This is a genomic window from Acidovorax sp. AC410 (assembly GCF_979253235.1).
Genome location: NZ_CEEDCG010000001.1, coordinates 2962746 through 2982626, shown reverse-complemented (window position 1 = coordinate 2982626; position 19881 = coordinate 2962746). Strand labels below are relative to the sequence as shown.

16 protein-coding genes are annotated in these 19881 nt (G+C 66.7%); 8 read left to right on the top strand and 8 right to left on the bottom strand.

Going from position 1 to position 19881, the window contains the following annotated elements; all coding sequences use genetic code 11:
• The first annotated feature begins 116 nt into the window (after positions 1-116).
• From metK to AC0IZS_RS13845, 3 genes are all read left to right on the top strand, one after another.
• A complete protein-coding gene (gene metK, locus AC0IZS_RS13855; protein WP_057205150.1) occupies positions 117-1298 on the top strand; it encodes a methionine adenosyltransferase in 1182 nt (393 codons plus the stop codon).
• A 350-nt stretch (positions 1299-1648) separates the two neighbouring features.
• On the top strand, positions 1649-1834 hold the full coding sequence (locus AC0IZS_RS13850; protein WP_007855816.1) for a DUF1328 domain-containing protein: 186 nt from the start codon (positions 1649-1651) through the stop codon (positions 1832-1834).
• 64 nt (positions 1835-1898) lie between these two features.
• Positions 1899-2354, top strand: coding sequence for a hemerythrin domain-containing protein (locus tag AC0IZS_RS13845; protein WP_471636144.1), 456 nt, complete (start codon positions 1899-1901; stop codon positions 2352-2354).
• 28 nt (positions 2355-2382) lie between these two features.
• Here AC0IZS_RS13845 and AC0IZS_RS13840 read toward each other — a convergent pair whose 3' ends face one another.
• Positions 2383-3624, bottom strand: a complete 1242-nt coding sequence (locus AC0IZS_RS13840; RefSeq protein WP_305741899.1) for a diguanylate cyclase — start codon at positions 3622-3624, stop codon at positions 2383-2385.
• Positions 3625-3955: 331 nt separating this feature from the next.
• On the opposite strand from AC0IZS_RS13840, the gene AC0IZS_RS13835 reads away from it, so the two are divergent.
• From AC0IZS_RS13835 to AC0IZS_RS13820, 4 genes are all read left to right on the top strand, one after another.
• On the top strand, positions 3956-4810 hold the full coding sequence (locus tag AC0IZS_RS13835) for a cysteine hydrolase family protein (RefSeq protein WP_471636143.1): 855 nt from the start codon (positions 3956-3958) through the stop codon (positions 4808-4810).
• Between the two features lie 31 nt (positions 4811-4841).
• Positions 4842-6029, top strand: a complete 1188-nt coding sequence (pncB, locus tag AC0IZS_RS13830; RefSeq protein ID WP_471636142.1) for a nicotinate phosphoribosyltransferase — start codon at positions 4842-4844, stop codon at positions 6027-6029.
• 145 nt (positions 6030-6174) lie between these two features.
• A complete protein-coding gene (locus tag AC0IZS_RS13825) occupies positions 6175-7875 on the top strand; it encodes an NAD+ synthase (protein WP_471636141.1) in 1701 nt (566 codons plus the stop codon).
• Positions 7876-7888: 13 nt separating this feature from the next.
• Positions 7889-8935 (top strand): bifunctional nicotinamide-nucleotide adenylyltransferase/Nudix hydroxylase, encoded by a 1047-nt coding sequence (locus AC0IZS_RS13820; RefSeq protein WP_471636140.1) that lies wholly within the window; start codon positions 7889-7891, stop codon positions 8933-8935.
• Positions 8936-8992: 57 nt separating this feature from the next.
• Here the strand turns inward: AC0IZS_RS13820 and AC0IZS_RS13815 are convergent, their stop codons facing one another.
• From AC0IZS_RS13815 to AC0IZS_RS13790, 6 genes are all read right to left on the bottom strand, one after another.
• Positions 8993-10516 (bottom strand): methyl-accepting chemotaxis protein, encoded by a 1524-nt coding sequence (locus AC0IZS_RS13815; protein ID WP_471636139.1) that lies wholly within the window; start codon positions 10514-10516, stop codon positions 8993-8995.
• A gap of 249 nt (positions 10517-10765) precedes the next feature.
• Positions 10766-12022 carry a Zn-dependent hydrolase gene (locus AC0IZS_RS13810; protein ID WP_471636138.1) on the bottom strand — a complete coding sequence of 419 codons (1257 nt, stop codon included), beginning with the start codon at positions 12020-12022 and terminating at the stop codon, positions 10766-10768.
• Positions 12023-12044: 22 nt separating this feature from the next.
• Complete coding sequence (gene hydA / locus AC0IZS_RS13805) at positions 12045-13496, bottom strand: dihydropyrimidinase (protein ID WP_471636137.1); 1452 nt, start codon at positions 13494-13496, stop codon at positions 12045-12047.
• 73 nt (positions 13497-13569) lie between these two features.
• Positions 13570-15027 carry an NCS1 family nucleobase:cation symporter-1 gene (locus AC0IZS_RS13800; protein ID WP_471636136.1) on the bottom strand — a complete coding sequence of 486 codons (1458 nt, stop codon included), beginning with the start codon at positions 15025-15027 and terminating at the stop codon, positions 13570-13572.
• Between the two features lie 213 nt (positions 15028-15240).
• On the bottom strand, positions 15241-16554 hold the full coding sequence (gene preA, locus AC0IZS_RS13795; RefSeq protein WP_471636135.1) for an NAD-dependent dihydropyrimidine dehydrogenase subunit PreA: 1314 nt from the start codon (positions 16552-16554) through the stop codon (positions 15241-15243).
• A 44-nt stretch (positions 16555-16598) separates the two neighbouring features.
• Positions 16599-17951, bottom strand: coding sequence for an NAD(P)-dependent oxidoreductase (locus AC0IZS_RS13790; protein WP_471636134.1), 1353 nt, complete (start codon positions 17949-17951; stop codon positions 16599-16601).
• Between the two features lie 320 nt (positions 17952-18271).
• On the opposite strand from AC0IZS_RS13790, the gene AC0IZS_RS13785 reads away from it, so the two are divergent.
• Positions 18272-19000, top strand: a complete 729-nt coding sequence (locus AC0IZS_RS13785) for a TetR family transcriptional regulator C-terminal domain-containing protein (RefSeq protein ID WP_471636133.1) — start codon at positions 18272-18274, stop codon at positions 18998-19000.
• Positions 19001-19013: 13 nt separating this feature from the next.
• On the opposite strand, the gene AC0IZS_RS13780 is transcribed toward AC0IZS_RS13785, so the two are convergent.
• The gene (locus AC0IZS_RS13780; protein WP_471636132.1) at positions 19014-19727 is read right to left on the bottom strand and encodes a Crp/Fnr family transcriptional regulator; all 714 of its coding nucleotides are present in this window, start codon (positions 19725-19727) and stop codon (positions 19014-19016) included.
• Positions 19728-19881 lie beyond the last annotated feature (154 nt).

Sequence of the window (19881 nt, the reverse complement as noted above, 5' to 3'; positions counted from 1 at the left end):
CTGAGTTAAATGAGCAACTTGCAGGGCGACGTTAAATAAATCTGCTAAAGCGTTCGCCAAAGCTCCTTCGGGGTGAGGGCAACGCCCCAAATGCCGGAACACAGGAGTTTATTCAAATGGCGAACGACTTTCTTTTTACCTCGGAATCCGTCTCCGAAGGCCATCCCGACAAGGTGGCGGACCAGATCTCGGACGCGATCCTCGATGCGATCTTCAAGCAGGACCCCCGCAGCCGTGTTGCCGCCGAAACGCTGACCAACACCGGCCTGGTGGTGCTCGCTGGTGAAATCACCACCAACGCCCACGTGGACTACATCCAGGTGGCGCGCGACACCATCAAGCGCATCGGCTACGACAACACCGACTACGGCATCGACTACAAGGGCTGCGCCGTGCTCGTGGCCTACGACAAGCAATCGAACGACATCGCCCAGGGCGTGGACCAGGCCAGCGACGACCACCTGAACACCGGTGCCGGCGACCAGGGCCTGATGTTCGGTTATGCCTGCGACGAAACGCCCGAGCTGATGCCCGCGCCCATCTACTACGCCCACCGCCTCGTGGAACGCCAGGCCCAGCTGCGCAAGGACGGGCGCCTGCCCTTCCTGCGCCCCGACGCCAAGAGCCAGGTGACCATGCGCTACGTGGACGGCAAGCCCCACAGCATCGACACCGTGGTGCTCTCCACCCAGCACCACCCCGACCAGAGCGAGACCGCCAAGACGATGAAGGCCAGCTTCATCGAGGCCGTGATCGAGGAGATCATCAAGCCCGTGCTGCCCAGCGAGTGGCTCAAGGACACCAAGTACCTGATCAACCCCACAGGCCGCTTCGTCATCGGCGGCCCGCAAGGCGACTGCGGCCTGACCGGCCGCAAGATCATCGTCGACACCTACGGCGGTGCCTGCCCCCACGGCGGTGGTGCCTTCAGCGGCAAGGACCCAACGAAGGTCGACCGCTCGGCCGCCTACGCCGCCCGCTACGTGGCCAAGAACATCGTCGCCGCCGGCCTGGCGCGCCAGTGCCAGATCCAGGTGGCCTACGCCATCGGCGTGGCCCGCCCCATGAACGTGACCGTCTACACCGAAGGCACGGGCGTGATCCCCGACGACAAGATCGCCGCGCTGGTGCAGGAGCATTTCGACCTGCGCCCCAAGGGCATCATCCAGATGCTGGACCTGCTGCGCCCGATCTACGAAAAGACCGCCGCCTACGGCCACTTCGGCCGCGAAGAACCTGAGTTCACCTGGGAAAGAACTGACAAAGCTGCAGCACTGCGTGCTGCAGCCGGGCTGTAAGCCCGCCGCGCGATCAGCGCGGTTTGCCAGTTCTTCGGCGCAGGCTCATATCGCGCAGCGATGTGAAGGCCCGCAGGGCCGGCCGAAGCCAAACTACAGCCAAGGCGGCAGTACTGCGTGCTGCAGCAGGGCTGTAAGCCGGGCGCATCCCCTCTTCGGGAAGCACCGTAAAACGAAGCCGCAGCGTTCACCGCGCTGCGGCTTTGTCGTTTCTGGACCGACGCTCCACAAGATCGGCACTCTCCTACACCCACACTCCGCGCCCACCGACGTTCCTTGCACGGCCACCCCGGTATCGTTCAGTCACACCATTCGCAGCAACCGCTGTGCCCCACTGCAAGGAACCCATCATGCTCAAGTACGCCATTATTTTTGCCCTGATCTCGCTGGTTGCGGGTGCCCTGGGTTTCACCGGCGTGGCCGCAGGCACTGCGGGCATTGCCAAGGTCCTGTTCGTGCTGTTCCTGGTGCTGGCAGTGCTTTTCGTGGTGCTGGCAGCGGTTGGCGTGGGCGCGGCCCGCAAGGCGCTCAAGTAATCGCCAGCCTGCGGCAGGGGCCTCGCGCCCCTGCCGCCCGACACAAAAAATCAGAGGGAAAGCCATGAGCCAACAGAACATCTTCGAAGCCCTGCGCGAGAGCCACGAGCTGCAGCGCGACCTGTACCGCCGCCTGACCGAGACCAGCGGCGACACCCCGGAGCGCCACGAACTGTTCCTGCAGCTCAAGACCGAACTGGCAGCCCACGAGCTGGCCGAAGACCGGAACTTCTACGCACCACTGATGCAGTTGGACGCAGGCATGGACCTGTCGCGCCACGCGATCTCGGAGCACCACCAGATCGATGAACTGGTGGAATCACTGGAAAAAGCCGACCCTGCCACCCCTGCCTGGCTGCCTCTGGCGAAAAAACTGGCCGAGAAGGTGGAGCACCATCTCCAGGAAGAAGAACACCGCTTCTTCCAGATGGCCGGCAAGCTGCTGACCGAAAAGCAGAAGACATCCCTGGCCGGCGACTACCTGACCGACTACGACGAGGCCAAGGCAGCCACGGCCTGATCGTTCCGTGGCGTTGCAGGCGACAGGCTCAGACTGCGTCCTTGGCCTGCACCACGCAGTTGCGGCCACTGGACTTGGCCACATACAGGGCCGTGTCGGCGCGCTTGATCAGCGCATGCGCGTCTTCCACCTGGTTCCAGGTGGCCACACCGAAGCTGGCGCTCACATGGCCCACCGCGTCGAAGGGCACCGTGGCGATGCGTGCGCGCACGGCCTCGGCCATGGCCATGGCGGCGTCGACCGGCGTTTCCTTGAGCAGCAGGATGAACTCCTCGCCACCGAAGCGCGCCGCGCAATCGGAAGAGCGCAGCAGCTCGCGCACCCGCAGTGCCGTGGCCTTGAGCACCACGTCGCCCGAATCGTGGCCGAAGGTGTCGTTGATGCGTTTGAAGAAGTCGATGTCGAACATCACCACCGAGAGGCTGCTCTTCTTGATGCGCGTGTCGGCCATCTCGGCCTCCAGCCGCTCGAAGAATTTGCGGCGGTTCACCAGGTCGGTCAGGAAGTCCTTGGTGGCAAGGTCTTCCAGTTTGCGGTTCAGGCGCGCCATGGGCTCGATCACCAGCGACGACAGCGACAGGTTCAGTATCGCGAACAGCAGCAAAAAGCTGCCCGCCAGCGCCGTCATCACCGTGTTGAAGGTGGTGCGCGCCTTCTCCAGCGGGTAGAACATGGGCACCCGCACCACCTGGATGCCGATGGTTTCGTTCATCTGCCAGCCAAAGCCGTTCTTGTCGCCGTAGATCTTGAGCATGGTCGGCGGCGCGGCGGCGGGCGTGCTGTGGCAGGCCAGGCACTGGGGCTGCTTGATCGTGATCGGACGGGCGACATAGAGCGTGCGGTGCATGCCCTCGCCGACCTCACCGGTCACTTCCTTCTTGAGGTCGGCCCGGCCTTCGCGGAAATCCTTGATGATGCGCTCTTCCCACTCGTTGGCACGGTCGCGCAGATTGGTGGGGTTGAGCACCGCCTCCTTGTACTCGTAGCCCGGAAAGCGGTTCTGCAGCCGGCGCAGCGTTTCGGTGGCTGCAAAGGCCGGCACCGTCTGCGGCAGGAACTGCTCGGCCAGCGTCACATCCAGGTGCGGCTTGACCAGTTCGGTGGTGTAGTCGCGGATGGCCATGGCCGCATGCATCATGAGCTGCGAGTTGTGCTGCACCTCCTCGATGGCCGTCTTCTGCAGGAAGCGGTGCACGTACAGGCCCGTGCCTGCCGCCGCCACCAGCAGCACGCAGGCCAGCACCAGATTGAATTTGAGCCGCAATGACATGGAAAACCCTCGTAGCCGACTGTAGCCAGCATGTATGACGGATGGCAAGCAAGCTTTGGCAGCCCGCGGCGCACCCCATCGTGGTGGTGTCGTGCCCATCCCAGGACCAAAAGACCCATTGCAACAAGACACAAAGTTTTCGTTTGTGCCAGATTTTGCACGCCCGGTCCAATGAAATTCGCCCAGGGACACGCCGGGTGGAACACCCTCTCCACCCTGGGGCGCGATCCGGCCATCCGGTCACGCATCCAACGTTGCCTTCGAATAACTTAGTTGCACAGTTGAATTAACTGATTTACACTGGCGCCATCAATAGACAAGGACAAGAGCCATGGCACACACCACCCAGCTTCTGGTGATCGACCCGCAAAACGATTTCTGCGACCTGCCCGCTGCCTGGCAACCTGCCGATCTGGTCACCGGCATGCGCACCGCCCCCTCGCTGCCGGTCGCGGGTGCCCATGCCGACATGCAGCGCACGGCCGCCTTCATCCGGGCCCATGGCGCACTGCTCGACGGCATCACCATCACGCTCGATTCGCACCAGCAGTTCGACATCGCCCACCCCGGCTACTGGCAACAGGCCGATGGGCGGGCGGTGGCGGCGTTCACGCCCATCACTGCCACCCAGGTGCGGGCCGGCGCCTTCTCGCCCCGCAACGGTGCGCTGCTGCCGCGCACCCTGCAGTACCTGGACGCGCTAGAACAGCAAGGCCGCTATATCCACATGGTGTGGCCCGTGCACTGCGAGATCGGCAGCTGGGGCCATGGTGTGCATGCCGAAGTGCTGGCCGTCTGCGGCGAGTGGCAGCTGCAGCGCCAGCGCGCGGTGCGCAACGTGTTCAAGGGCACCAACCCCTTCACCGAGCACTACAGCGCCATCGAGGCCGAGGTGCCCGATGCGGACGACCCGGACACGGCCCTGAACACCCGCCTGCTTGCAGCGCTGGGCACTGCCGACCGGCTGCTCATTGCCGGCGAGGCCAGCAGCCACTGCGTGCGCGCCACCACCGAGCACATCGTGCAGCACCTGCCGCGGCTGCAGCCGGGCTGGACGCCCGCACGCATCACCCTGCTGACCGACTGCATGAGCCCCGTGGGCGGCTTCGAGGCGCAGCACACGGCCTTTCTCGATGCCATGCGCGCCCAGGGCGTGCGGCTGGCGCAGAGCACCGACGCCCTTTAGACCCCAGCGACCCGCTTCTCAAGGAACCACCATGAGCTACGTCATCCACAGCCTGCTCGATACCGACCTCTACAAGTTCACCATGTGGCAGGCCTTGCTGCACGGCCACCCGCAAACGCAGAGCGAGTACCGCTTCGTCTGCCGCAACCAGAGCGCCTACCCGCTCACCGAATTGCTCGCCGAGGTAAACGCCGAACTCGACCACCTGTGTACGCTGCGCTTTGCGCCCGACGAGCTGGCCTACGTGGGCGGGCTGCGCTACATCAAGAGCGACTTCATCGACTTCCTGCGCATCTTCCAGTTCCAGCGCAACTTCATCGAGGCCTCTGCCGAGGACGGCCAACTGCACATCGTCGCGCGCGGCCCCCAGGTACATGTGATGGGCTTCGAGATCTTCGTGCTGGCCATCGTCAACGAGCTGTATTTCCGCCGCTTCGACCCTGCCGCAGCGCTCGCCGAAGGCCGCAGCCGCCTGGCCGCCAAGGTGCAGACGCTCAAGGACCTGGCGCAGCAGGCCACGCTGCGCCACCCCTTCGAGCTGTTCGACTTCGGGCTGCGCCGCCGCTACAGCGGCGCCTGGCAGCGCGAGGTGGTGCAGACCTTCGCCCAGGAAACACCGCAGTGGTTCAAGGGCACATCCAACGTGCTGCTGGCGCGCGACCTGAACCTGGTGCCCATCGGCACCATGGCCCACGAGTACCTGCAGACCTACCAGGCCCTGGGCGTGCGGCTGCGCGACTTCCAGAACACGGCCCTCGAAGAATGGGTGCAGGAATACCGGGGCGACCTCGGCATCGCCTTGACCGACACCGTGGGCATGGACGCCTTCCTGGCCGACTTCGACCTGTACTTCGCCAAGCTGTTCGATGGCCTGCGCCACGACTCGGGCGACCCGGTCGCCTGGGGCGAAAAGGCGCTGGCCCACTACGCGCGGCTGCGCATCGATGCGCACACCAAGCGCCTGGTGTTCTCCGATGGCCTGGACCTGGAGCGTGCCCTCATGCTCTACCGCCACTTCGGCGACCGCACACAGTTGGGCTTCGGCATCGGCACCCACCTCACCAACGACATGGGGCAGACGCCGCTGAACATCGTGATGAAGCTCACGCGCGCCAACGGCCAGCCCGTGGCCAAGCTCTCGGACACGCCCGGCAAGACGCTGTGCGACGATGAGACCTTTCTGGCCTACCTGCGCCAAGTATTCAATGTCAAGGGATGAGCGACTGAGACAACTCTCCTGGCGTCGTTGTTCCGTCTTGCCGTACTTTCAGTACTGTCTGCGACGCAACGCCTAGCCAGGACCGCTTCGCTGAGTTTTTCAGCCGCTCTGCAAGCACATAGATTCGCCACAAGGAAAAGCACGCATGCTCCGCATCACCCTTGCCCAACTCAACTTCACCGTCGGCGACATCGAAGGCAATGTCGAGCGCATGGTGGCCGCCGCACGGCAAGCCGCCAGCGAGCAGGCCGACCTGGTGGTCTTCACCGAACTCGCGCTGTGCGGCTACTACCCGGGCGACATGCTCGACGAAAGCGCCTTCCAGCAGCGCGTGGCCGCCGGGCTGGCAGCGCTGCAGCAGGCATCGGCCGAGCTGCCCGGCCTGCACTGGGTGGTGGGCGGGCCCACGCCCGCGCAAGGGCCCGGCAAGCGGCTGCACAACAGCCTGCTGGTGCTGCAAGCCGGCGAGGTGCGCCTGCGCTATGCCAAGCAGCTCCTGCCCACCTACAACATTTTCGACGAGCGCCGCCACTTCGAGCCCGGCCCCGACGTGGCCAAGGTGCTGCGCATCGGCAATGCCCAGGTGGGCCTCTTGATCTGCGAGGACGGCTGGAACGACAGCGGCGCCGACTATGCGACCAACCCCTTCGACCGGATGCGCGACGCGGCCCCCGATCTGGTGGTGAGCATCAACGCCAGCCCCAGCCACATCGCCAAGCGCGAGCAGCGCCACCAGATCTTCGGCGATGCCTCGCGCCGCAATGGCCTGCCCATCCTGTACGTGAACCAGATCGGTGGGCACGACCAGATCGTGTTCGACGGTGCCTCGTTCGCGGTGGAGCCCGAGGCCGGCATCGTCTTCGAGGCCCGGCGCTTCGTGGAGGACGTGCGCACCCTGCAGTTCGACAACGGCCGCTTCCTCACAGCCGAAGGTGAGACGCCCGAACCCGTGCCCGCGCAGGGCCTGCCCACCATGGAGTTCTACCGCCAACAGATCGTGCTGGGCCTGTCGGACTATGCGCGGCGCTGCGGCTTCAAGCAGGTGGTGGTGGGCAGCTCGGGTGGCATCGACAGTGCCCTCACGCTGGCGCTCGCTGCCCAGGCGCTGGGCCCCGAAAACGTGGTGGGCATCACCATGCCCTCGCGCTTTTCATCGAGCGGCTCGGTGGACGACTCCGTGGCCCTGTGCCGCAACCTGGGCGTGCAGTTGCTCACCCACCCCATCGCCGACCTGGTGGCGGTCTATGCGCAGCAGTTCGAAGCCAGCTTCGGCCAGGTGCTGCAGGGCCTGCCGCTTGAAAACCTGCAGGCGCGCATCCGCGGCACGGTGCTGATGGAGTATTCCAACGCCTTCGGCCACCTGCTGCTCACCACGGGCAACAAGTCCGAGATCTCGGTGGGCTACTGCACGCTGTACGGCGATACCAACGGTGGCCTGGGGCTGATTGGCGACCTGTACAAGACAGAGGTTTTCGCCCTGTCGCGCCACATCAACGCGCATGCCGGCCGCGAACTGATACCCGAGGCCATCATCGAAAAGGAACCTTCGGCCGAGCTGGCACCCAACCAGCGCGACGTGGACAGCCTGCCACCCTACCCGGTGCTCGACGAGGTCCTCAAGATGCTCATCGAAGGCGACCGCCTGGCGCCGGCGGAGTACGATGCCGCCAACGCCTTCGTGCAGCACCTGCAGCAGGGCGAAGATGGACGCGCCCTGGTACAGCGCGTGCGCATGATGGTCGCCCGCAACGAATACAAGCGCCGCCAGGCGCCGCCCATCGTGCGCGTGCGTGCGCGCGCCTTCGGCAGCGGCCGGCAGATGCCGATCGCGGCCCGCTACGTCTGATCCAATACACCCCATGTACGACACCGCCATCTATATCGGCCGCTTCGAGCCCGTCCACCAGGGCCACATGGCCCTCTTGCAGCGCGCGCTCGACAGCGCGCGCCAGGTCATCGTGGTGATGGGCTCGGCCTGGCAGGCCCGCTCGCCCAAGAACCCCTTCACCGCCGCCGAGCGCGAGCAGATGCTGCGCGAGGCCCTGCCCGAGGCCGACCGCGCCCGCGTGCAGGTGCTGCCCGTGCGCGACTACTACAACGAGGCCGTGTGGGTGCAGGCCGTGCGCGAGGGCGTCGCCCGCATCGCACCCGGGGCCGGCCGCATCGGCCTGGTCGGCCACTTCAAGGACGCGACCAGCAGCTACCTGGGCGCCTTCCCGGGTTGGGAGCTGATCCACATGGAGCGCCAGGGCCGCATCGACGCCACCGCCATCCGGGACGCCTACTTCGGCGCCACACCGGCCACCGTGCGCACGGAACTCGACGATCTGGCCGGCGAGATGCCCGCGAGCACGCTGGCGTTCCTGGAAAGCTTTGCGCAGACCCCGCATTTCGAGGCCCTGCAGGAAGAATGGCGCATGCTGCGCCGCTACCGCGAGGCCTGGTCCGCAGCGCCCTACCCGCCCGTGTTCGTGACGGTGGACGCCGTGCTGCGCTGCCAGGACCATGTGCTGCTGATCCGCCGCGCCCATGCACCCGGCAAGGGCCAGTTGGCCGTGCCCGGTGGCTTCATCGAGCAGCGCGAGACGGTCTGGCAGTCCTGCCTGCGCGAGCTGGTGGAAGAAACCCACTGCCAACTGCCCGAGGCCACCATGCGCGCCGCGCTGCAGGCCGTGGCGGTTTTCGACCACCCCGACCGCAGCCAGCGCGGGCGCACGCTCACGCATGCGCACTATTTCGACCTGGGCCAGGCACCGTTCCCCACCGTGCAGGCCGATGACGACGCCCAGCAGGTGCAGTGGACGCCAATTGCCGAACTGGCGGGCATGGAAGGGGAGTTCTTCGAGGACCACTTCCACATGCTGGACCATTTTCTGGCGCTGACCGGCTCCGCCCAGCCCGCATAGCACCCGTAAACGAAAAAAGGCAGGGCGAACCCTGCCTTTGTGAGGGCCTGCCCCGGATCAGGCTACGCGGAACTGCCCCACGGTCTGCGCCAGTGCCACGGCCTGCTGGCTCAGCGACTGGGCGGCCGCCAGGGCCTCCTCGACCAGCGCGGCATTCTGCTGCGTGCCCTGGTCCATCTGAGAGATCGCCTGGTTCACCTGGGCGATGCCCGCGCTCTGCTCGGCACTGGCAGCGCTGATCTCGGCCACCATGGTGGTCACGTTCTTCACACCGTCGACCACCTCGCGCATGGTGGAGCCGGCCTGCTCCACGAGCTGGGTGCCCACACCGACCTTGGCCACGGAGTCGTCGATCAGGCCCTTGATCTCCTTGGCGGCGGCGGCACTGCGCTGCGCCAGGCTGCGCACTTCGCTGGCCACCACGGCAAAGCCACGGCCCTGCTCACCCGCGCGCGCCGCTTCCACGGCGGCGTTGAGCGCCAGGATGTTGGTCTGGAAGGCGATGCCGTCAATGACGCTGATGATGTCCACGATCTTGCGCGAGGACTGGTCGATGGAGCCCATGGTGCCCACCACCTGCTGCACCACGTCGCCGCCGCGCACGGCCATGTCGGAGGCGGCGCGTGCCAGCTCGTCGGCACGGCGTGCGTTGGCCGCGTTCTGCTGCACGGTGGAGGTCAGCTGTTCCATGGAGGCTGCGGTCTCCTGCAGCGCACTGGCCTGCGACTCGGTGCGGCCCGACAGGTCGCCGTTGCCGGCCGCGATCTCGGCCGAGGCGGTGTTGATCGAATCGGTGCTGTCACGCACCTGGCGCACCAGGTGGGCCAGGTTGTCGCGCATGGCACGGATGGCGTGCAGGATGCTGGTCTGGTCGCCCGGCTGGGTGATGACCTCCACGGCCAGGTTGCCCTCGGCGATCTGCGTGACCACGTCGGCCGCATACTGGGGCTCGCCGCCGAGCTGGTGCACCAGCGTGCGCAGCATCTGCCAGGCCATGAGCGCGATGATGATCATCAGCACCGCGCCGATGGACAGCAGGATGGCGGTGTTGCGCCAGAAGGCCTGGTCGATATCGTCGATGTAATCGCCGAAGCCGATGGTCCAGTCCCAAGGCTCGAACTTGATGATGGCGTAGAGCTTTTCCACCTCGTCCTTGGCGCCCGGGCGCGTGCCCTTGGCGATCACGGTGCCGATGGTCTTGCCCTGCAAAGCGGCGCGGTAGCGCACACCGGCTTCCTTGCCGCCTTTTTCATCGACGATGCCGATGCGCTTGGGGTTGGGGTGCACGTAGTTCACGTCGTCGGTGAAGCCGCGCACGAAGAAGTACTTGTCCTTGTCGACGAAGCTGCCGATGTTGCGCTTGGCCTCCTTCTGCGCATCCTCTTTAGAGAGTGCACCGCTCTTTTCCTGGTCATGGGCCTTTTGCGCCGCCGCATGGGCGAGCACCACCAGGTTGGACAGCTGCGCCGTGCGCTCCTTCATCATCGACTGGTACAGCGTGGTCAACGCCACGGCGGAGAGCACGACCAGGCCCAGCAGGGTGGCCGCGCACAGCCACAGGATTCGGGTTCGCAATTTCATGGGCAGGCTTTCTCTCTCAGGATACGGAACAAGACGTAACCAGAAGATACACCCGCGCTGCCCAATTTTTAATCAAAACCTCGATTTGTCACGGTTTTGTCACATTTGCACGGCAGGCGCCTCTGCCTGCGCAAGCCGCTGGCACCGGGGCAGGAGGCCAGGCAGCCCCCACCGGGGCCCGCTCCAACGACAAATGTAAAACCCGCCCGGCGTGTCGCGCAGCCACAACGCCGGCGAGGGTGGGCAGGCTCAGGTGCCTGCGCGCTCCAGCATGGCATGCAGCAGCACATTGCAGCCGGCCGTGATGTGCTCGGGCTTGGCGTCCTCGATCTCGTTGTGGCTGATACCGTCCTTGCACGGGATGAACACCATGCCGGCGGGCGCCAGGCGCGCCATGTAGACGGCGTCGTGCCCCGCGCCCGAAACGGCGGGCATGTTGGAGTAGCCCAGCTTGGCGGCAGCGCGCGCCACGGCGTCCACGCAGTCGGCGTGGAACACCTGGGCCGGGTAGGCCGAGACCTGTTCGATCACGATCGGCAGGCCGGTGTCGGCACTCAACTTGGCGGCCACCGCGCGGATGTCCTGGTCCATGCTCTCGCACAGCGCATCGGTGGCATTGCGCAGGTCGATGCTGAACTTGACCTGGCCCGGGATGACGTTGCGGCTGTTGGGGTGCACGTGCACCATGCCCACCGTGCCGCGCCCGTGCGGCGGGTGGCGGTGGGCGCAGGCCACCACCTCCTGCATGAGGTGCGTGGCGACCTGCAGTGCATCCTTGCGCAGGGCCATGGGCGTGGGGCCGGCGTGGGCCTCCATACCGGTGACGGTACAGTCGTACCAGCGGATGCCGAGCACACCGGTGACCACGCCGATGGTCTTGTCGTGGTCCTCCAGCACCGGGCCCTGCTCGATGTGGGTCTCGAAGTACGCGCCGATGGGGTGCTCACCCGGCACCTGCTCGCCGATGTAGCCGATGCGTTCGAGCTCGCCCTTGACGGTCTTGCCCTCGGTATCGGTGGCGGCATAGGCATGCTCCAGCGTGAAGGCTTTGGCGAACACTCCCGAGCCCATCATCACCGGAACGAAGCGCGAGCCCTCCTCGTTGGTCCAGAAGGCCACCTCGATCGGTGCCTCGGTCTCGATGCCATGGTCGTTCAAAGTACGCACCACCTCGATGCCGGCCAGCACCCCGTAGTTGCCGTCGAACTTGCCGCCTGTGGGCTGGGTGTCGATGTGGCTGCCGGTCATGATAGGCGGCAGGCTGTTGTTGCGCCCGGGGCGGCGCATGAAGCCATTGCCGATCTGGTCGATGGTCACGCTCATGCCGGCTTCGCGCGCCCAGCGCGTGACCAGGTCGCGGCCCTGCTTGTCCAGATCGGTCAGCGTCAGGCGGCACACGCCGCCCTTGGGCGTGGCGCCGATCTGCGCCAGCTCCATGAGGGAGTCCCACAGGCGCTCGCCGTTGATGCGCAGGCTGTCGATGTCGGTCTTGACTTGGGTGTCCATGGTGTTCTCCGGGTGGGTTCTGTCAGCGGGCCACCGCGGTGGGCGCCAGGTCCTGGGCGCGCTTTTGCACCGCCTGAAAGTTCGCGCCGAAGGCCGGGCGCTTGAGGTAGCGGCCCTGGCCCTGCTCGGCGCGCAGCTCGCCGTTGGCGTACACCACGCGGCCCTGGCTCACGGTGTGGCTGGGGATGCCGCGCACGGTGCGACCCTCGAAGATGTTGAAGTCGCCCTTGCTGTGCTGGGTCTTGGCCGAGAAGGTCTTGGTGCCCTCGGGGTCCCACAGCACCAGGTCGGCGTCGGCGCCCTCGCCGATGAAGCCCTTGCGCGGGTAGATGTTGAACAACTTGGCCGCATTGGCCGAGGTGATGGCCACAAACTCGCTGGGCGTGAGGCGCCCGGTATTCACGCCACCATCCCAGATGGCAGCCATGCGCTCTTCCACACCGCCCGTACCGTTGGGGATCTTGGCGAAACTCTCCTTGCCCATGGCCTTCTGCGCGGCGCAGAAGGTGCAGTGGTCCGTGGCGGTGGTGTGCAGCTGGCCCGACTGCAGGCCGCGCCACAGCGCCTCCTGGTGGCCCTTGGGGCGAAACGGCGGGCTCATCACATAGGCGGCGGCCTTGGCAAAGTCAGGGTCGCGGTACACGCTGTCGTCAATCAGCAGGTGCCCCGCCAGCACCTCGCCATACACCCGCTGGCCGCGCGCGCGGGCACGGGCAATCGCGTCGGCCGATTCCATGCAGCTCACATGCACCACGTAAATGGGCACACCCAGCACGTCGGCAATGGCAATCGCGCGATTCGCGGCCTCGGCCTCGACCATGGGCGGGCGCGACAGCGGGTGGCCCTCGGGCCCGGTGATGCCCATCTTGGCCACCTCCTGCTGCAGCAGGTACACCAGCTCACCGTTCTCGGCGTGTACCGTGGGCATGGCGCCCAACTCCAGCGCGCGCTTGAAGCTGTTCACCAGGGTTTCGTCGTCGCACATGATGGCGTTCTTGTAGGCCATGAAGTGCTTGAAGCTGTTCACGCCCTCCTCCTGCACCAACGTGCCCATGTCGGCGCGCACCTGCTCGCTCCACCAGGTGATGGCGACGTGGAAGCTGTAGTCGGCCGCCGATTTTTCGGCCCAGCCGCGCCACTTGCGGTAGGCGTCCATGATGGGTTCCTGCGGGTCGGGGATCACGAAGTCGATGATGCTCGTGGTGCCGCCCGCCAGGGCCGCAGCCGTGCCGGTGAAGAAGTCGTCCATGGTGACGGTGCCCATGAACGGCAGCTGCATGTGGGTGTGCGGATCGATGCCGCCAGGCAGCACGTACTGGCCGCTGGCGTCCAGCACCTGCGCACCGGCGGGCGCCTGGGTGGCCGCCCCTTCCCCGACGGCCACGATGCGGCCATCCACACACAGCACGTCGGCGCGCTGCTCGCGGTCTGCATTGACCACGGTGCCACCGCGGATCACAAGGGCTTGGCTCATGGGGTTCTCCTTCAGGGGTTGCAGGGGTGGCCAGCCTGCAGCCGGCCGCAAAGTCCGGCTGCAGGGCGTGTCATCATTTCTTCTTCGCGGTCAGGTAGTAGTAGGTGCCGGCGACGGCCAGGCTGAAGAACCAGCCAAAGTCGAACAGCGACTGCAGCAAGCCGGGCACCGAGCCCTTGTCCACCACGCCCGAGACCGCCAGGTAGCCCGGCAGGCAAGGCAGCACGCCCAGGAAGAAGGCCACCAGGGCGTGGATGTTCCAGCCGTTGCTGTACTCGTACTCGCCGCCACGGCGGTATAGGTCGTCCACCTTGAGTTCGCCCTTGCGCACCAGGTAATAGTCCACCAGCAGGATACCGGCGATGGCGCCCAGCAGCGTGCCGTAGCCGCCCAGCCAGGTGAACAGGTAGCCGCCCGAGGTGGCCAACAGCTTCCAGGGCATGAACAGGAGGCCGATGAGCGCCGCGATCAGGCCGCCCATGCGAAAGCTGATCTTCGATGGTGCGATCTGGCTGAAGTCGTACGAGGGCGAAACCAGGTTGGCCGCCACGTTGGTGGTGAGGTTGGCCAGCAGGATCACCAAGAGGCCGATGCCGGCGGCCAGGCTGCCCATCTGGGTGAGCAGTCCGTCAGGGAACAGCTGCGCCTTGCCGTAGAGGATGGCCGAGGCCGAGAAACCGATGACGCCCACCATGGAGAACAGGGCCATGGGAATGGGCAGGCCGATGGCCTGGCCGATGACCTGGTCCTTCTGCGAGCGCGCAAAGCGCGTGAAGTCGGGGATGTTCAGGGCCAGCGTGGCCCAGAAGCCCACCAGCCCGGTCAGCGCGGCCCAGGTCTTGGGCCCGCCCTCCACCACCTTGGCGGGCAGGTTGAACAGCTGGCCTGCGGGCACCTTCATCATCAGCACCACGACCAGCAGCAGCGAGGCTCCGACCATCAGCGGCGCAGCGATCACCTCCAGAAGGCGGATGGACTCGGGCCCCTTCCAGATGAACCAGATATGCACCGCCCAGAACGCCAGGAAACACATGAACTGCGAGGTGCTGATGGTCTGCCCGTCGGCCGGCCCCGCGAGCCCCATGCCCAGGATGTTCAGGAAGCCGTGCAGCGCCAGCGCACCGAAGTAGCAGTTGATGGAAAACCAGCCGCAGGCCACCAGCCCGCGCAGGATGGCTGGCAGGTTCGCGCCCTTGACGCCGAAGGAGGCGCGCGCCAGCACCGGGAACGGCACGCCGTAGCGTGGCCCGACACGGCCGATGAGCACCATGGGAATCAGCACGATGCAGTTGGCCAGGAATACCAGCCACACCGCCATCTGCCAGGTGAAGCCCTGGTCCAGCATGGAGCTGGCCATGGTGTAGGTCGGCACGCAGACCACCATGCCCACCCACAGGGCGGCATAGTCCTTCCACGCCCAGTGGCGCTGCGCCGGCGTGGTGGGGAGCAGATCTTCGTTGGCCAGCGGATTGGACGCTGCGCCGGGCAGATGCCCCGCCCCGTGGGCGGCGCTGCCGGTACTGTGGTTCATGCCTGTACTCCTGTGAAATGTTGACTTCTTGGGGTTGCACACAAGCCGCTGTCTGGTCCGGCGCTCCGGTACCGGCAGATGGCGGACTGGAACGCGGTCACCGCGCTCCGGGGGAAGCCGGCGATGCTATAGACCCGCTGCCGGCTCCGCCAGATGCAGTGCAGCACCGCGTTGCGATTGCGCACTCGCCGCGCCGGATGGCATCTCCCCGCATCACGCGCCCGCAGCCACGCGCTGGGGATTGTTCGGGTGCGTGGTCCAGTTGGCGTACTCGCCCGTGACCACCTTGCCGGTGCGTGCGTCCACCTCGCCGGGTTCCAGGCTGCGCAGGGTGATGCACTCGGGTACGGGGCAGATCGAGACGCACAGGTTGCAGCCCACGCACTCGGCGTCGTTGACCTCGAACTTGCGCACGCCGCCCTCCTTGGTGAAAGTGATGGCCTGGTGCGAGGTGTCCTCGCAAACCACGTGGCAGCGGCCACACTGGATGCAGGCATCCTGGTTGATGACGGCCTTGTCGATGTGGTTGAGGTTGAGGTTCTTCCAGTCCTTGACGGTGGGCACGGCCTGGCCCTGGAAGTCGGCAAGGGTCTCGTAGCCATGCTCGTCCATGAAGTTGGACAGGCCGTCGCACATGTCCTGCACGATCTTGAAGCCGTAGACCATGGCGGCGGTGCACACTTGCACCGTGCCGCAGCCCAGCGCGATGTACTCGGCCGCGTCGCGCCAGGTGGTGATGCCGCCGATGCCGCTGATGGGCAGGCCCGCGGTCTGCGCGTCGCGTGCGATCTCGGCCACCATGTTCAGGGCGATGGGTTTGACGGCCGGGCCGCAGTAGCCGCCGTGCGAACCCCAGCCGTCGGTGCTGGGGCTCATGACCATGCGGTCCAGGTCCACGCCCATGATGGAGTTGATGGTGTTGATCAGCGACACCGCGTCGGCCCCGCCGGCCTTGGCCGCGCGCGCCGGCTGGCGCACGTCGGTGATGTTGGGCGTGAGCTTGACGATCACCGGCAGGCGGCTGTAGTGCTTGCACCAGGCGGTGACCATCTGGATGTATTCGGGCACCTGGCCCACGGCGGCGCCCATGCCGCGCTCGCTCATGCCGTGCGGGCAGCCAAAGTTCAGCTCGATGCCGTCGGCCCCGGTGTCCTCCACTAGGGGCAGAATGTTCTTCCAGCTTTGCTCCTCGCAGGGCACCATGAGCGAGACGATCATGGCGCGATCGGGCCAGTTGCGCTTGACGCGCTTGATCTCCTCGAGGTTGGTGTGCAGCGGCCGGTCGGTGATGAGCTCAATGTTGTTCAACCCGATCACATGCCGGTCCTGCGACATCAGCGTGGAGTAGCGCGGGCCGTTGACGTTGACGACCGAGGGGTCCTCGCCCAGGGTCTTCCAGACCACGCCGCCCCAGCCGGCCTCGAAGGCGCGGGTGACGTTGACTTCCTTGTCGGTCGGCGGCGCCGAGGCCAGCCAGAAGGGATTGGGGCTGCTGATGCCCAGAAAATTGCTGCGGATGTCGGCCATGGTGTGGTGCTCCGGTGTAGGGATGGTTGCGCAGTGGCGCGGGCTCAGGCGCCTTGCAGCGCGGCGTGGATGGACACGGCTGCCACCTTGCCGTGCTCCACCGCCTCCACGGTCAGGTCGCGCCCGCCGGCACGGCAGTCGCCGCCGGCCCACACCCGGGCCAGGCTGGTGCGGCCGTCCGCGTCGGTGGCGATGCGCCCGCCGGTGAGGGCAATGGTCTTGCCCACGGGCTCGGGCACATAGGTCTGGCCGATGGCCTTGAGCACCATGTCGGCCGGGATCACGAAGGTTTCACCGGTCTCCACCAGCCGGCCTCCCTCCACTGCGGTGGCGGCAAAGCGCACGCCGGTGACGGCGCCATCGGCGCTGAGCACCTCCTTGGGCGCGGCGAAGTGGCGGATGGTGACGCCGTTGGTCTGCGCCCATTCCTGCTCGACGTGCGAGGCGGACATGCTCTCGGCCCCGCGGCGGTAGGCGATGGTCACCTCCTCGGCACCGAGCTTGCGCGACTGCACTGCAGCATCCACCGCCGTCATGCCGCCGCCGATCACCACCACGCTGCGGCCCACGGGCAGGGTGGACAGGTCGCTGGTCTGGCGCAGCTCGGCAATGAAGTCCACCGCATTGCGCACGCCGGCGGCCGTGGGCTCGGCGATGCCCAGGGCGTTGACGCCCGACAGACCCAGGCCGAGGAACACCGCGTCGTGGCTGGCCAGCAGGCTGTCGAGGGTCATGTCGCGGCCCAGCAACTGGTGCGTTCGCACCTCGATGCCGCCCACCGAGAGCAGCCACTCGACCTCCTTCTGGGCGAAGTTGCCGGCAGTCTTGTAGCTGGCCAGGCCGTATTCGTTGAGGCCGCCGAGCTTGGGGCGGGCGTCGAACAGCACCACGTCGTGGCCGCGCACGGCCAGGCCATGGGCGCAGGCCAGGCCGGCCGGCCCGGCGCCGACCACGGCGATGCGCTTGCCGGTGGGCGCGGCGCGCTGGAACAGCGGCGCCCCGGGCTTGGCGAAGAAGGCGTCGGTCGCGTAGCGCTGCAGCGAACCGATCTCGACCGGCTTGTCTTCGTTGGTGTTGCGCACGCAGGCCTGTTCGCACAGCACCTCGGTGGGGCAGACGCGAGCGCACATGCCGCCCAGGGGGTTGGCCTCCAGGATGGCGCGGGCCGCGCCGCGGTTGTTGTCCTGCGCAATGCGGTGGATGAAGGAGGGGATGTCGATCCCCGTGGGGCAGGCCGTGGCGCAGGGTGCGTCGTGGCAGTAGTAGCAGCGCTCGGCCTCGATCAGCGCCTGCGGACGCGTCAGCGGGGGGTGGGCATCGCCGAAACGGGTGGCGTAGTCGGCCAGGTTCAGGCGTGCGGCATGAATGCCGCAGGCGTGGCTTGCGGGTGTGTCCATCAGTTTTCCTCCGGCAGGGTCAGGGTGGGGGTGGGGGCGCTGCACGCCAGCCGCGCAGCGGCGTGGCCTGGTCCGCACGGACGGCGGCAGGAGACTGCGCAAACAGGGCGCCCGGCGCATGCACGGGGGCATGCAGCCGCAAATTCCGGAGGTTTCATCGTGGGCCTCGCTAGGGGGTGCAGGTGCCCGGCACTCTGTCTGCGCCGGTGCCCTGCTTTGCCATTCAATTTACCAACCAGTAAAAATTTACCAATTAGTAAAATCCCTACAGCAAACCGCATGCCAGGCTTTTGCCAGCCACATTGACACACAATGGTGCAATGACCGACGCCCGACAGTCCCCCTCTCCACCCGCCCGGCGGCGCCCGGAAGCCCCCCTTGCCCCCGCCGCCGAAACCGTCGCCAAGGCGCCCACCGCATCGCGCCTGCTCAAGGAGCAGGGCATCCTGACCGAGGCGGAGAACCATTTCGCGCAGTTCGGCTTCGAGGGCGCCTCCCTGGAGAACATCGCTGCGGCCATCGGCATCAGCCGGCACAACCTGCTGTACTACTTCCCGAACAAGGAAGCGCTGTACCAGCGCGTGCTGGACGACGTGCTGACGCAGTGGCTCGAAGGCATGGAGGACCTGTCGCACAGCGACGACCCGCAGCAGGCGCTGCGCCGTTACATCCGAGCCAAGCTACGCTATTCGCGCGAGCGCCCGAATGGTGCAAAGGTATTCACCAAAGAGGTGATTGCCGGTGCACCACGCTATGGCAAGGCCATCGCAGCGCGGGTGGGGCCGCTGCTCAAGGCCGAGGTGCGCACCTTCGAGCGCTGGGCGCGCGAGGGGCGCATCGCGCGCGTGAATTTCACGCACCTGATGTTCATCATCTGGTCCGTCACCCAGGCCTATGCCGAGCAGGAGGCACAGTTCGCCCTGCTGCTGGGCAAGCCGGCGCTGACCGAGCGCGACTACGCCAAGGCCGAGGAGCTGATCTGCCGCATGGTGATCAAGGCGCTGGAGCCTGAAGACGCGGGACTGGACAGCCCGCCCGAGCCGGACTGACGGACGGACGGCATCACGCAGCCTGCGCTGCGTAGCGGGCCAGGCGCTCGCGGTCGAGCAGCTCGACCACGCGGTAGCCCACGCGCAGCACCCCCTCCTCCTCCCACTGCTTGAGCTGGCGGTTGATACTCTGGCGCGAAACGCCAAGCATGAAGGCCAGGTCCTCCTGCGAGACGGCCAGCACCGTGGTGGGCTCGCCGCTGGCCGAGCGGGTGTCAAGCGTGGCGAGCCGGTGCGCCAGCCGCACGGGCAGCGGCTGCAGGATGGCGTCGTCGATCCAGGCCAGGGCCTGGCGCAGCCGCAGGCACACCAGCCGCGTGAAGGCCATGTGCAGCGCCGGCTGCGTGGCGATCAGGTGGTGGAAGTCCGCCGCCTGGACCACGGCCACCTCCGACGGCTCCGCCGCGCAGGTGTCGTACACGCGCTGCTGGCCCACGAACAGCGAGACCTCGCCGAACCAGTGGCCTGGTTCCAGCACCGCGATCACCGCCTCGCGCCCATCGGGCGCGGCCACGCTCACGCGCAGGGCGCCCTGCACCATGCCGAACAGCGCATCGGGCGCCGAGCCCTTGAGAAACAGTGAATCGCCGCGCTGCAGCTGGCGCCGGTGGGCCACCTGCAGCAATGCGTCCTGCACCTCCTGCGGCAAACGCAGGCGCTCGTCCGCCCGGTGGCCGAGGTGGGCCGGCAATTCGGCAGTGCTTGCCGGTTCGGGCAGGGATGGCATGGCGTGCGCTCGCTGAGAGGGGGGTGGCTGGCGCCGCCATTGTGCGGGCGCACAGGTCGCCCCGGGCGACGCCTGGCGGACACCTGCGGGTTTGTACCGAGCCGCAATTGCCAACACCGGACAGTCTCGCCGCGGCGCTCTGCGGATAGTGGGC